This is a genomic window from Chloroflexota bacterium (assembly GCA_035652535.1).
Lineage (GTDB): Bacteria > Chloroflexota > UBA6077 > UBA6077 > SHYK01 > DASRDP01.
The window spans coordinates 1-12,136 of sequence record DASRDP010000020.1 but is presented as its reverse complement, the minus strand read 5'-3'; the positions used below and the strand labels follow the sequence as shown (position 1 = coordinate 12,136).

Sequence of the window (12,136 nt, the reverse complement as noted above, 5' to 3'; positions counted from 1 at the left end):
CTCGTGGAGGATGAGCTCCGGTCGCAGTTTGGCCCACAGTCGCCCTCGCTCGTCCGGCGTCGCGCGCTCGATACCCTGAAAAGCGTTCTTCGCGTCGCCGTGCATCTGTCGCAGAATCTCCAGCGCGTCCATCTCGCGACCTCCTGAGCCTATAGCTTCGGCCGACTCCGCGACTTGCGGCGCCGATCGCCGGCCGTGTCGGCTCACCATAGTTCGACGATACGCGGCCCCGGTCAGAGCGGCCGTTGCGCCCCGTCAATCGCGCGTCAACGGACGGACGCTCCGAGCCCGCTCCGAGTCGGTTGCGATTGCACGTCGTGTCCTTTCGATAGAATCATCACCGCGCGCTTGGCCACGCGTTCTGAATGCGAGATAGGAGAAACCGTTGCACCGGGCCATGGTTTCGTTCGCGCCGTTCATCAGCCTTGTCGTCCTCGCCCTCGGATGTGGGCCCCAGCTCTCGGGCGGGCCCGAGCGAAACGATTCCGCGCGGTCCACCGGCGTCAAGCGCATCGTCGCCGCCGTCCAGGACGACATCCCGATGGTCTACCAAAAGCTGAACCCGTCTTCGCGCTTCCGCGGAGTCGACGGCGTTCAGGACTTGGTCGCCGCCGGGCTCACGCAGGCGAACCGGAGCGGCGAATCGATCGCGGAGCTGGCGGAGGCGTCGCCCTCGGTCGAGAACGGGCTCTGGATTCTGGCTCCCGACGGCACGATGGAGCTGACCTGGCACATCAAGCCCGGGGCGCGCTGGCACGACGGCGTGCCCTTCACTGCCGACGATCTGGTGTTCACCCTCCAGGTGATGCGCGACCCGGATCTCCCGATCTTCGGCGACGCGGCGTACAACTTCATCAGCGGGATCATGGCTTTGGACCCGCAGACGGTGACGGTCTCGTGGAACCGGCCCTTCATTCACGCGGATTGGCTCTTCAGCACGCAGCTCGCCCTGCCCATCGCGAAACACGCGCTGGAGCCGGCCTATCGGGAGCGGAAGGCCGGGTTTACGGACGAGCCGTACTGGGGCCAGGAGTACGTGGGGGCAGGCCCGTACAAGCTGAAGGAGTGGCAGCTCGGGAGCCATCTGGTCGTGTCCGCCTTCGATGGCTTCGTGCTGGGGCGGCCGAAGGTGGACGAGATCGAGGTGCGGTTCATCCCGGATGATGAGACGCTCGCCGCGAACCTGCTGGCTGGGAGCGTGGAGGTCGTGCTGGGGCGGAGCATCTCCGGCCCGCAAGCCGGCCAGATCGTCGATGCGTGGCGTGGCGCGGGCCACATGGACCTGCAGTACAGCTCCTGGGTCGCCCTCTACCCGCAATTCATCGACCCGAACCCGCCCATCATGCTGAACCTGCAGTTTCGGCAAGCGGTCCTGCAGGCGATCGATCGGCAGCAGCTCGTGGACGAGCTGCTACCGGGGCAGAGCAGCGTGGCCGATAGCTGGCTGTTGCCGGGCCAGCCGCAGTACAAGGAGATCGAGGCGCGGGCAGTGACCCACTACCCGTACGACCCGCGGAAGGCGGCAGAGCTGCTGGCTGGGCTCGGGTATACGCGAGGGTCGGACGGCGCACTGATGGATCGGAGTGGGAAGCCGCTCGTCATCGAGATCCGGACGACGGCAGGGGACGACCTGCGCGAGAAGATCCTTCTGGCCTCCCTGGACGACTGGAAGCAGGTTGGCCTCACCGGTACGCCCGTCCTGGTGCCGCGGCAGCAGGCGCAGGACCTGCCATATCGGGCCACGTTTCCGGGGTTCGAGCTGAACCGGAACCCGCCCGACGAGCGGGGTCTCCCCAACCTTCAGATCGCGCGGATCCCCCTGCCGGAGAACGAGTTCCGAGTGACCGGCAATCGATCGCGCTACCGGAACGCGGACCTGGACTCGCTGGTGGAGCGGTATTTCACGACGATCCCTACCACGGAGCGCATGGGCGTCATGGGCCAGATCGTGAAGCATGTATCGGAGAACCTGGTCATCCTCCCAATCTTCTACGACGCGGCGCCAACGCTCATCAGTAACCGCCTGGTAAACGTCGGCGCGGGCGGGTCGAACGGCACGCAGGCCTGGAATGCCTACGAGTGGGACACGAAAGGGTAGCGCGTCCGAGGCTCCGTCGGGAGTCGACGGTGGTTGGCCCATCCGGCACTGCACAGAGCACGCCCGTCGAAGCACGCCCAATAAGCCGTTCGTGCTGCGCCCGTCGACGCACGCCGCGGACATGCATCTAACGGACCGCGACCGCCGCACCGATCGCCAGTAAGCCGGCCGCCAGGGCGATGAGCCGAAACGCAAGCCGTCGGCGATCGGCGCGCCCCATGAGCCAGACGCCGACCAAACCGACAGCGCCGGCGCCGGCGCCGATCGTGAGGAGCGGAAGGGAAAAGTGGGACGGAAGGATGGTGAGCGCGCCCAGCAGTCCGGCGCCGAGGAAGCTCACCCGGAGGAGCGCCAGCGCGCGCTCCATGCCGAGCTGCTGCACGATGGTGTGGGCGCCCGTCGATCGGTCTTCGGCGTCGTCAGGGATCGCATTGGCGATGTGCGCGCTCAGGGCGAGTAGCCCACCCACCGGGTAGATCCAAATCAGGTCCGCCGTCAGCACGCCGGCCGCGGACCACGCCCAGATCGGAAGGAGCGGCACGTCCACGACGTACGGCAGCCAGCTCCACGGCGTGCGCTTCAGCGCGGAGTCGTAGAGGCCGCCGATGGCGCACCCTGCGACCGCGATCGCCGCCGTGACAGCTCCGAACGACGCTGCAATCGCGAGGCACGCGACGAGACCGGCGGTCGCCTGCACCAGCGCGTCCCGCCGTGTGAGGAGCCCGGCGGGGATGGGCTTCCACGGCTGGCCAATGGCGTCCACGGGCGCGTCGCAGTACTCGTTGAACGACCCGATCGCCACCTGGCTGGCGAGAATCATCGCCAGGATGCGCAGAGCCGCATCCCACTGCAGCGGCGCGGCGACCAGCGCGATCCCGAACCCGGTGGCCGACACCGTGAGCGCGGGAAAGGGGTGGATCAAGCGGACGTGCGCGACGACGCGGCTCATCGCCGATGGCTCGAGGCCGAAGCCGTCGCGGCTAGGATCGCCAGCTACGCGCCCATTCCGGCCCAGACGAGGTAGCCGGTCGCGAGGCCCACGAGTAGCATGGCGGCGAGGATCGCCGCGGCCGTGAGGCCGATCTGGACCCAGTCGGCGTCTAGCGCCGGCTCGAGTTCGACTGCCCGGTCGCCATCCATCTCCGCCGGCGCCGCGCCGTGCCCTTCGGCGGATTCCTGCGGAGACTGAAAGGCAACCAATCGGAAGACACCCCGGGACGGTCGGTACACCGTGCCGGGAAACGTCTGTTCCGGGTCGGCGATGTAGCCGCTGACCGTGTGAAGGTTGAACGTCGGATCGGCCTCCATGATCATCCGTACCAGCTCGCTGTACCGAACACCCTCGGGGTGCCGTTCGAGGATCTCTATCGCCACGTGGCGAATCCGGTCCCGAACCGTCGTGGACCGTGCACGTCCGATGTCGAACTCCACGGCGCCTCCTTCCGCGAATCAGTCCTCGGCGATCGGCACGGCACCGGTTGCGAGCAGCCGGTCCGCCCGAAGTCGTAGCCCGAGCGCGGTCAGTCCGATGGCGATGCCGAACCAGAAGGTCACGAGGCGGACGAGGATCGTGGCGAACGCCGCCGCCTCGCGCGAGATCCCGATCAGCGCGAAGGCGAGCAGGCTCGCCAGGCTCAGCTCCTGGGCCCCGAGACCGCCGGGAAGCAAGGTGATGGCCCCGATCAGGGTCGCAAGCGCGTACGACGAGGTGGCGGCGCCGACGAGGGACCAGCTCGCCGCGTGGCCGAGGCCGTAGAGGATGACGGCGAGGGCCAGGCACTCCGCGAACCAGGCGATCGTACTCAGCAGCGTGGCGAGGGTCAGCGGTCTTGGAGCGAACATGAGATAGGCGCTCTCGTACAGCGACCGGAGGTGGCTTGCCCGGGGCGTGAGAATCGGCGCGCGCCCCAAAATGTCGAGGGCCCACTCCGCGCCCGTGCGCCATCGAAGGAGCTGAATGCCGCCCAAGCATCCTGCGAAGACGGCCGCGGCTAGGGCTGGCCCGCCCTCGCGGCTCACGAGGCCCCCGAGGGCGAGAATCAGCATCGCAAGCAGGTCCGTCAGTCGATCGGCGACAACGATGGGAGCCGAAACGCTCATCGGAATCCCAAAAGCCTCACGGAGAAGGTGGCTCTTGAAGAATTCACCCACTTTCCCCGGCGTAATCGCCATGCCGAGCCCGACCAGAAAGATCCCCAGGCTGGGGCGCGCGGGAACTTCAGCGTCGACTACGTGCAGGAAATACTGCCACTTCGCGAATCGCAGCCCGTAGTTGCACAGGGTGAGGGCGATGGCCGCGGGGAGGGCTGGCCACCAAAAGACAGCGAGGGCACCGGCGATCTTTCCCGCGTCGGCGAAGAAGGCGATGGCCGCGTACAGAACGATGCCAATGGCCACGAGGGTAACGGCACGGCGCACGATGTGCGCCGAAAAGCTCGGTGGCGCACTCGTCTCGCTCACCGGACACCTCGATCGTCCGCCGGAGCTTCCAAGCGATGCGCAGACACCACGCGGCCTATCCGTGACACACCGCTCGCGTCGGGGCACCCTTCGCGAACCATCCAGCGGGCGGTACCGTCATGTCCTCCCAGCGCGGGACGGCGTGCTGGAGAAAGATTTGACCCACGGGCTCGCCGCGGGTCCGCACCCTCCTTATCGAAGGTCGACGTGAAAGAATCCTGGACCGTATAGGGCGAGAGAGAGGTCAGCGCGATCTCCGTCGTCGCCCGCCTCTTCAGGCGCCGGCCCTGAGCCCGGCGGCGCCCGCTGCGAGCGAGAAACCACCACTGATTGACGTCATCCTCCACGGACGCGTATCTGGCGAGCCACGCGCCTGAGCAGCCCAACCCCTGATTGAGACCGCCGGTGCATAGGACCGCGCCCGGATCATCCGTGCACCAGCAACTGCGGTCGAACCCGATCACGCGCCTCAGCGACTCAGTGGCTTCCGCCGCGAACGTGACCGAGTCGAGGTTCGCGTGCGCCGGCCGCACGATTGTGTCGCCCGTGCGGCGGAGGCGTTCTCGGTCCATGGCCGGAATTGTAGCCAGCGGGCGTCATCGCGCATTCCCCAGAAATGTCGGGTGGCTTGCGCGAGCATCCCCATGTTTCTGGGATGGCTGAACTCTGCAAGGCAGTGCACTATGGCTGTGCAACGAAACTGCGATGGCGCCAAATCAAGGAGGAGGCGGCATGGGTGTGCGGACTATCGGCGCCGATCCGTGGGGAATGGGGGACCCTGATCGCGATTGTGCGGTCGCGCTCCGCCCGCTACACTGGATGCGATCAGTCACGGCGCGCTACGACGCGCCGAAGGGAGAACAGAACCATGGCGCAGACCGTCATGCAGGCGATCGACCAGTCGATCGGCACGAAGAGCCCCGTGCAAGTGCGGAAGCTCGGCCACGTCGTGTTGTGGGTGTCCGACATCGAGCGCAGCGTGCAGTTCTACACCGAGATCCTGAACTTTCGCGTGTCGGACTGGGAGAAGCGTCCGGATCGCCAGATGGTCTTTCTCAATGCGTGCGGCGATCACCACACCGTCGCGCTGTTCTCGCGGCCCGGCGGGCAGATGCCGCCGCCGGAATACCTGCAGCTTTCCCACTTCGCGCTGGAAGTGGGACACATCGACGAGCTATTCGCCATCCGCGAATTCCTCAAGTCCCGAGGCGTTCCCATCCGCAGCGAGGGGCGCAAGGGCGCAGGGTGCAACATCGACGTCTCATTCGATGACCCGGACGGCTACCACGTCGAGCTGTACTGCAACATGGACCAGGTCGGCCGGGGCGACCGTCCGCGGCCGGCGAGCCAATTTCATCCGACCTCGACGCTGGAGGAGGCTCGCGACAATCCCGTGCCCGCGTGCTGGTAGAGGGGGTCGCTTCGGCGCGGACCGGCTGGCGCGGACCCCGGCCAGTGAACACCGGCGGGAATCGCGCGGATCGCAGCCCGCGATCCTCCGGAGCGGCGTGTCCGCAGCTCCGCTTGCGAGGAGCTACGGGCGCCCGTTCTGTCTTTCGCTCCGGAGGACCATATCCCTATTCGTCTCTCTTCCGATCGATTAGCGGCTTTTTCTTCCCGACCCCGGCGTGAACGTTGTCGAGGTCGACTCCCCCACCGTAGCACAGCCCGGGCTATGGCTCCCTCGCTCGTGGGGCGCTCTCGCCGTCGCTGGCTCGGCTTCTCGGGGCTAGCCGCGCTGCCTCAGTGCGTTGCACTGATCGTCCGCGGCTCTCAGCATGAGACTCAGGCCGCTCGTCGGAGCTGCGCGGGTTCAGCGACCTCGGACGGCATCGCATGGCTCAGTCCCTCGCCGATTCCGTACAGGATCCAGTCGATGACGACGCCGATGAGCGCGCACACGAACGCGGTGATCGGGTGGAAGCCGGCCAGAGTTCCACCAATGGGCGCGTAGATCTCGCCGAACACCGCCACCGCGAATGGGATTCCGCCGAGTCGCAGGAGCTGAATGCCGCGATGGTCTGCGAGCCACTGCCCGGTCGCGTGCTGGCCAAACAGCGCGTAGCGCAGGTGCACCCAGAACCAGGCAGACGCGCCAACCATGAAGAGGAACGTGAGGAACGTCCCAAGGCCAACGTTGCTGCTCGTCATTTTTGGACCTCCGATCCAACAGTGTTCTCGGGGCTTGTGAGTCCTATTGCCCCTGATTAACTATAGATCGAAATACGGCCCATTGGTTACGAATTCGATGGAGTAGTCGATCCAGCCATTACCTGGCTTCGGCTGGCAGTTTGCGAGCAGACGCGGCGTCGCGCTCCTCGAAGAAACGTTTCGCGACGTCGGGAAAGAGGGCATAGCTGAGCACGTCCTCTTCACTGCGAGCGAGGCCACCCAGCTCCTTCCGCGCTTGATCGAGCCCTGGGTCCAGGAGGTCCGCGGGCCGGCAGGTGATCGGCTGGCGCTTGCCCAGGACTTTGGCCTTCATCTCCTCACTGATGGGCCCGGGCGGCTCGCCATAGTGCCCCATGACGTACCGCCGCGTCTCAGAGCTCACAACCGAGTACCGCTTTCCGGTCATCACGTTCAGCGCAGCCTGGGAGCCGACGATTTGGCTCGTGGGGGTGACGAGTGGCGGGTGGCCGAGGTCCCGGCGAACGTGCGGCATCTCGGCGAGAACGGCCTCCAGCTGGTGCTCGGCGTTCTGCTCCCGAAGCTGGGCGATGAGGTTCGAAAGCATCCCGCCAGGAATCTGGGAAGTCAGCACGTCGGTTTTGATCTGATTGTTAATGGGGCTCTCGAACGCCGCGTAGTTGCGCCGGACCGCGTAGAAGTACTCCGCGATGGGAGCGAGCCTGTCGAGGTCCAGCCCGGTGTCGTGCGGCGTGTCTTTCAGGGCGGCCACGACCTGTTCGGTGGCCGGCTGGGACGCCCCCTGGGAGAAGGGCGAGATCGCTGTGTCGAGAATGTCGGCCCCCGCTTCGATGGCCATCATGTAGGACATTTGCGCCAACCCGGCCGTGCAGTGCGAGTGCAGATGGAGTGGGAGTCCGATGCGCGACTTGATCTTGCTGATCACCTCGTACGCGGCGTAGGGGGCCAGCATGCCCGCCATGTCTTTGAGGCAAATGATGTGAACGCCCATCTCGGCGAGCTTCTCCGCGACGCGCAGAAAATAATCGGGCGAGTGGACCGGGCTGATGGTGTAGCAGACCGTTCCCTCGACGAGCCTTCCGGTGGCGAGCGCAGCGTCGATGGCCGTGGTCATGTTTCGGATGTCGTTCATCGCGTCGAAAACGCGGAAGACGTCGATCCCGTTGGCGGCCGCCCGCTCCACGAACGCCCGGACGACGTCGTCCGGATAGTTCCGATAGCCGACAACGTTCTGTCCCCGCAGGAGCATCTGGAACCGCGTCTTCGGCATTGCGGCGCGTAGCGCGCGGAGCCGCTCCCACGGACATTCGTTCAGGAAGCGAAGGCAGGCGTCGAAGGTGGCGCCGCCCCACGTCTCGAGAGCCCAGTACCCGATCTCGTCGAGCCGCGGCGCGATGGGAAGCATGTCCTCGGTGCGCATGCGCGTCGCGACGAGACATTGGTGGGCGTCGCGGAGCACCGTCTCCATGATGGCGATCTTCTCTGCCATGCTCGCTCCATCCCTCCTTCGACGCCTTCGGCGGCGCGCCGCTTCCTGCTACAGTCCGTACAGGGCCCGCGGGTTGTCGTCCAGGATCTTCTTGATGACCGTGGGCTCGACGTCCGTCCGCTCCTGCAGGTGGCGGAGCGCCTCCATCTCCGTCGCGTTGTCGGCGTGGCCATAGTCGGACCCGATGATCAGGTTGTCCTCGCCGGCATATTTCAGCACGAAGGGTAGATCGTCGTCGTTCTGGCATGTGACGTAGATCCGGTCCCGCTTCAGCAGCTCGCTGCCGCTGGCGATCTCCCAGCCCTGCCGCTGAAATCGCCGGAGCAGATCGTTGACCACGAAGGGGACCCACTGCGAGCTCGTCTCGATGAAGCCGAACCGGAGCTTGGGGAACTGGTCCGGAATCCTGTTGGTGATCACCTGGTGGCAAGCCCCGACGACCGTGAGCTTGAAGCGCAGAAAATTGCCCGTGTCCCGCCCCTGGCTCAGGATGCGGTCGAGCGCCGAGCTCCCAACCGAGGCGTGCACGCAGATGGGGACGTCGAGCTTGCTCGCCTCCTCGTACAGTGGAAAGAAGTACGGATCGATGAGCTGGCGATCGCCCTCGATGCTGCGGACGAAGACCGCGCACGCGCCGTGGTCTCGCGCGAATCGGAGCTCGGTGAGGGCGTGCTGCATGTTCATCAGAGGCAGGATCGCTGCCCAGCGAAGCCGCTGCGGGCTCTGACGCCACACGTCTGCCAGCCATCGGTTGTACGTCTGGCAGAAGGCCTCTTCCACCTCCGGCCGCTCGGTGTATGGCGTGAGGATCGACGGGAAAAGCACCTGGATGTCAGTCCCCAGCTCATCCATGTGGCGGAGGCGCGCCGATACGTCCAGCATCTCCCGCGATTCTTTGGGGAATAGTTTTCCGATGTTCCCCAAGCGGGACCGCACAGCGCCATCGATCAGCCAATAGTCGCCCATCGGCGTAGGGACGCCGTCGCCGTTGGCGGCCACCGGCGCGTACTCGCGCAGAGAGCTTTCGGCGAATTGCCAGGTGCGGTCAGTTTCGATGACGTGGGCATCCGCGTCGATGACGGGCATGTGGTTCATCCTCCGGTCAACGTGTGGTCGAAGCCGCCCCGCGTGGTTCCCGATCCACGCTGGCCATCCAGCAGCGCGAGGGACAGTCTACGTGATCGCGTCGATGAAATCCCCCATGGGGTTTCCCTGTCGTCCCGTGAGCTCCCACTTCGCCCATGCCCGGCCGAGGGCGCGCTGCAGCCGAGCCCCCTCCGTTTGGTATTCGAGGTACCGCAGGATCGTATCGACGTCGCGCGCGTCGCGGGGCCAGCCTGGTTCGTTCGCTGCGAATCGCGCGAGGTCTCCCACGCTTTCCGCCCAGTCGGTGTGCCGCATGAGCCAGTCATAGAATGACTCGCTCGGTTCCGGGACGGACTCTGCCGCTCGCCGGCCCGTCGTCTGTGCGCCCTCGGCCGGGGTCGCGGAGGTCGGTGCGCTGGACGGCGCGGGTGGCTCGGCGGGCGTTCGTTGACCGGTCGATGGGCGAGGGGCTGCACGCGGCGCCTCGACGATGCGGTCGTTGACGGCCCGAAGGCGCTTCGCCAGGAGCGCGAGCAGCCGTGTGCAGAGCGCCGGCGATCCGCGGAGCGCCTCCACGAACCGCTCCCGCGGAACGAAATACGCCGTGCAATGCTCATCGGCCGTCGCCGTGCCCGATCGCGGCTGCCCGTCCAGCACGCCCATCTCCCCGAGCACGTCGTCGGCTGAAATGCGCGCGAGCACGACACGGCCCTGCTCGTCCGTCGCCGTCACGTCCATGGCGCCGGTCGAGATGAGGTACACGCCGTCGGCCGGGTCGCCCTCCTCGAACACGACCTCTCCGGGGAGGAACCGAACGGCCTGGGCGTTCGCCAGGATTGGCGCGAGCTGGTCTTTCGGCACACCGGACAGGAGCCAGTGACGGAGGATGCGCGCTTCCATTACACCTGGGATTTTCCCGAACAAGCGATGACCCGTCAAGCGCCGCCGACGTCCGCTGCGCAGCGCTGTGATGTCGCCCGGACGGCGGGTCCCCGGTCGCGAGCCTGGCCACGGCGACCGTTGTTGCGCGGCCGGGGGCGTCGGTACACTCGTCGGAGCGCGCACGCCTTTCAGGGGGGCGTCGTACCGGCCCATCTTGCGTTGCCCGTCACCGAGTGGGGTACAGCATTGCGACACGCTGGCGAAAACGCGGACATCCTTCGTGCGCTTGGGCAATTCCTCGACGAGCAGGATGCCACGACGTTCGAGATCGTCAACCACCATAGCTTCGTGGCGGTGAGCTGGGACAGCGAAAGCTCTGCCGGTGTGCATCAGGCCTATCAGGAGCACCAGCTCGAAGACCTCCGCAGGGAAGCGCGCGAGCTGCGGGCATCGGATGGAGGGCCCCTGGGTTCGATCGTGGAGCTGCTTCGGACCATCGGGCAGGAGCTAGACGGGGCGGGGATCGAGCTGAGCGGGATTGTCCGGGATGCGCGGTATTTTCGCGTGTCGGGCGCGGTCGACGGGCGCTACGTGACGAAGCGATACCAAACAAAAGAACTGGTGGCGATGGGCGCCGCGCGGCGCGCTGCGCGCGGCTCGTTCGTTCCGCATCAGCCGGTCGAGCCCGCTTCACCGGACGCGTTTGCCGGCGTCGAGGTCGGAGCCGTGGTCCTGAGCGAGGAGCGCGAAATGTTGGGGATCGTGAAGGAGATTCGCGGGCGGTCCTTCAAAATCGCTGCCAGCGGGTCGCGGGAGGACTATTGGCTGCCGGCAGAATCCGTTGCGGCTATTGGCTCCGCGGGCGAAGTTATTCTGGCCGAGATCGATCGCGGATAACCGGTTGCGTCACCCGCGGCTCGCCCATGAAACCCGTCACTCCACCGGCGCGGTGCGAAGCTTGCGTTGGTCGACCTGCGCTTTAGTCAGGGATAGGACGAGGGGTTCGCCAGGGCCGGTCGACGCCACGCAGTCGGATGTGAGCCAGTAGTCGCGCTGGAGCATGGGCGCGCCGACCTTGAACGCGCCGGGTCGGATTTCAGCGAGCTTGCCAATTCGCTGGCCGTCTTGCGTCACGACCGGCACGCCCAGCGTCGCGTTCGAAAGGGGATCCGGGGGCGGCTCGCTCGGCCCGGTTCCCCGGTCCACTTTGCGGTTCACGCTCATGGCGATGAGGTCCGCTGTCTCGAAGAGGCGTGTCTGGTAGCGGCCGGCGCCCACGCCGGACACACGAAACCCGTCGTCGTCTTGAAACAGCGCGGTCATTTCGATGCCTTCCTCGTCGAGCTGTTGGCCCAGGGTGCGGAGCAGCTCGGCGAGAGAGGCGCCGCGGGTGGCTCCCGTCACCCCCTGGCGCATGGCCCGGGCCTGAACGCGCAGCGACTCCAGGTCGTGTTCCTGGTAGGCTCGCTGCTCCGGGGCCGTAGCGTCCGTGGCCCAGGAGACGGCGAAAAACACCTCGTGGCTCTTGATCTCGATCCGTCTCGCTCCCTGTTCGTCCAGGGATCGTCCGAGCGCCCGCAAGACGTCACCCTGTTCGCCGACGCGTGGCATGGCGCCTCCCTTGGGCCTGGCTCTTCTGGGAACGCCATGCTCGCGCGAGTGGCGTCCGCTCGCCGATAGTGTAGTCAGGCTCGGACTCGCGCACAACCGCCTTTCAGCCGAGACGTGCGTCGACCGAGCTGTCCATGGTCTGGCGACCGACGTGCGGGCCCGCGCGGTTACGGACGTTTGGCTCTATGCGACGGGAGGCGGATCGAGATGTTGAGCGATCTGCGAGGCGATCTGGAGCAGCTCGTCGTGCGGCACGCGGTCGAAATCCTCCGACCGGAAGATCCGGCCCGGCGGATCGCCTGGATAACTTGGCACGATGTGGACATGGTAGTGGGGAACGGTCTGGCCTGCCGTCACTC

At 66.4% G+C, this 12,136-nt stretch carries 11 protein-coding genes; 3 read left to right on the top strand and 8 right to left on the bottom strand.

From position 1 onward, the window contains the following. Positions 1-385: 385 nt before the first annotated feature. On the top strand, positions 386-2,098 hold the full coding sequence (locus tag VFC51_03090; GenBank protein ID HZT05988.1) for a peptide ABC transporter substrate-binding protein: 1,713 nt from the start codon (positions 386-388) through the stop codon (positions 2,096-2,098). A 127-nt stretch (positions 2,099-2,225) separates the two neighbouring features. Here VFC51_03090 and VFC51_03085 read toward each other — a convergent pair whose 3' ends face one another. The 3 genes from VFC51_03085 to VFC51_03075 are packed head-to-tail and all read right to left on the bottom strand — an operon-like array spanning position 2,226 to position 4,558. Continuing rightward, on the bottom strand, positions 2,226-3,047 hold the full coding sequence (locus VFC51_03085) for a UbiA family prenyltransferase (GenBank protein ID HZT05987.1): 822 nt from the start codon (positions 3,045-3,047) through the stop codon (positions 2,226-2,228). A gap of 44 nt (positions 3,048-3,091) precedes the next feature. Continuing rightward, a complete protein-coding gene (locus VFC51_03080) occupies positions 3,092-3,529 on the bottom strand; it encodes a hypothetical protein (GenBank protein HZT05986.1) in 438 nt (145 codons plus the stop codon). A gap of 18 nt (positions 3,530-3,547) precedes the next feature. Beyond that, positions 3,548-4,558 (bottom strand): lysylphosphatidylglycerol synthase transmembrane domain-containing protein, encoded by a 1,011-nt coding sequence (locus tag VFC51_03075; protein ID HZT05985.1) that lies wholly within the window; start codon positions 4,556-4,558, stop codon positions 3,548-3,550. An 868-nt stretch (positions 4,559-5,426) separates the two neighbouring features. On the opposite strand from VFC51_03075, the gene VFC51_03070 reads away from it, so the two are divergent. Then, complete coding sequence (locus VFC51_03070) at positions 5,427-5,969, top strand: VOC family protein (GenBank protein HZT05984.1); 543 nt, start codon at positions 5,427-5,429, stop codon at positions 5,967-5,969. Between the two features lie 374 nt (positions 5,970-6,343). Here VFC51_03070 and VFC51_03065 read toward each other — a convergent pair whose 3' ends face one another. The 4 genes from VFC51_03065 to VFC51_03050 all read right to left on the bottom strand — a co-directional run bounded on the left by VFC51_03065 (position 6,344) and on the right by VFC51_03050 (position 10,184). Next, positions 6,344-6,709: a hypothetical protein gene (locus VFC51_03065; GenBank protein ID HZT05983.1), complete on the bottom strand. Its 366-nt coding sequence runs from the start codon at positions 6,707-6,709 to the stop codon at positions 6,344-6,346. A 118-nt stretch (positions 6,710-6,827) separates the two neighbouring features. Next, a complete protein-coding gene (locus VFC51_03060; GenBank protein HZT05982.1) occupies positions 6,828-8,198 on the bottom strand; it encodes a pyruvate carboxylase subunit B in 1,371 nt (456 codons plus the stop codon). Between the two features lie 48 nt (positions 8,199-8,246). Then, a complete protein-coding gene (locus tag VFC51_03055; GenBank protein HZT05981.1) occupies positions 8,247-9,284 on the bottom strand; it encodes an amidohydrolase family protein in 1,038 nt (345 codons plus the stop codon). Between the two features lie 87 nt (positions 9,285-9,371). After that, positions 9,372-10,184, bottom strand: a complete 813-nt coding sequence (locus VFC51_03050; GenBank protein ID HZT05980.1) for a YozE family protein — start codon at positions 10,182-10,184, stop codon at positions 9,372-9,374. Positions 10,185-10,412: 228 nt separating this feature from the next. Here VFC51_03050 and VFC51_03045 point away from each other — a divergent pair, with 228 nt between their 5' ends. Continuing rightward, a complete protein-coding gene (locus tag VFC51_03045; GenBank protein HZT05979.1) occupies positions 10,413-11,063 on the top strand; it encodes a hypothetical protein in 651 nt (216 codons plus the stop codon). 36 nt (positions 11,064-11,099) lie between these two features. Here VFC51_03045 and VFC51_03040 read toward each other — a convergent pair whose 3' ends face one another. Then, positions 11,100-11,777 (bottom strand): hypothetical protein, encoded by a 678-nt coding sequence (locus VFC51_03040; GenBank protein ID HZT05978.1) that lies wholly within the window; start codon positions 11,775-11,777, stop codon positions 11,100-11,102. Between the last annotated feature and the right edge of the window lie 359 nt (positions 11,778-12,136).

Excerpts from the sequence above, each read along its gene's own strand:
- VFC51_03085 (HZT05987.1), bottom strand. The coding sequence starts at position 3,047 with ATGAGCCGCGTCGTCGCGCACGTCCGCTTGATCCACCCCTTTCCCGCG.
- VFC51_03070 (HZT05984.1), top strand. The coding sequence starts at position 5,427 with ATGGCGCAGACCGTCATGCAGGCGATCGACCAGTCGATCGGCACGAAG.
- VFC51_03050 (HZT05980.1), bottom strand. The coding sequence starts at position 10,184 with ATGGAAGCGCGCATCCTCCGTCACTGGCTCCTGTCCGGTGTGCCGAAA.
- VFC51_03060 (HZT05982.1), bottom strand. The coding sequence starts at position 8,198 with ATGGCAGAGAAGATCGCCATCATGGAGACGGTGCTCCGCGACGCCCAC.
- VFC51_03065 (HZT05983.1), bottom strand. The coding sequence starts at position 6,709 with ATGACGAGCAGCAACGTTGGCCTTGGGACGTTCCTCACGTTCCTCTTC.
- VFC51_03055 (HZT05981.1), bottom strand. The coding sequence starts at position 9,284 with ATGCCCGTCATCGACGCGGATGCCCACGTCATCGAAACTGACCGCACC.
- VFC51_03040 (HZT05978.1), bottom strand. The coding sequence starts at position 11,777 with ATGCCACGCGTCGGCGAACAGGGTGACGTCTTGCGGGCGCTCGGACGA.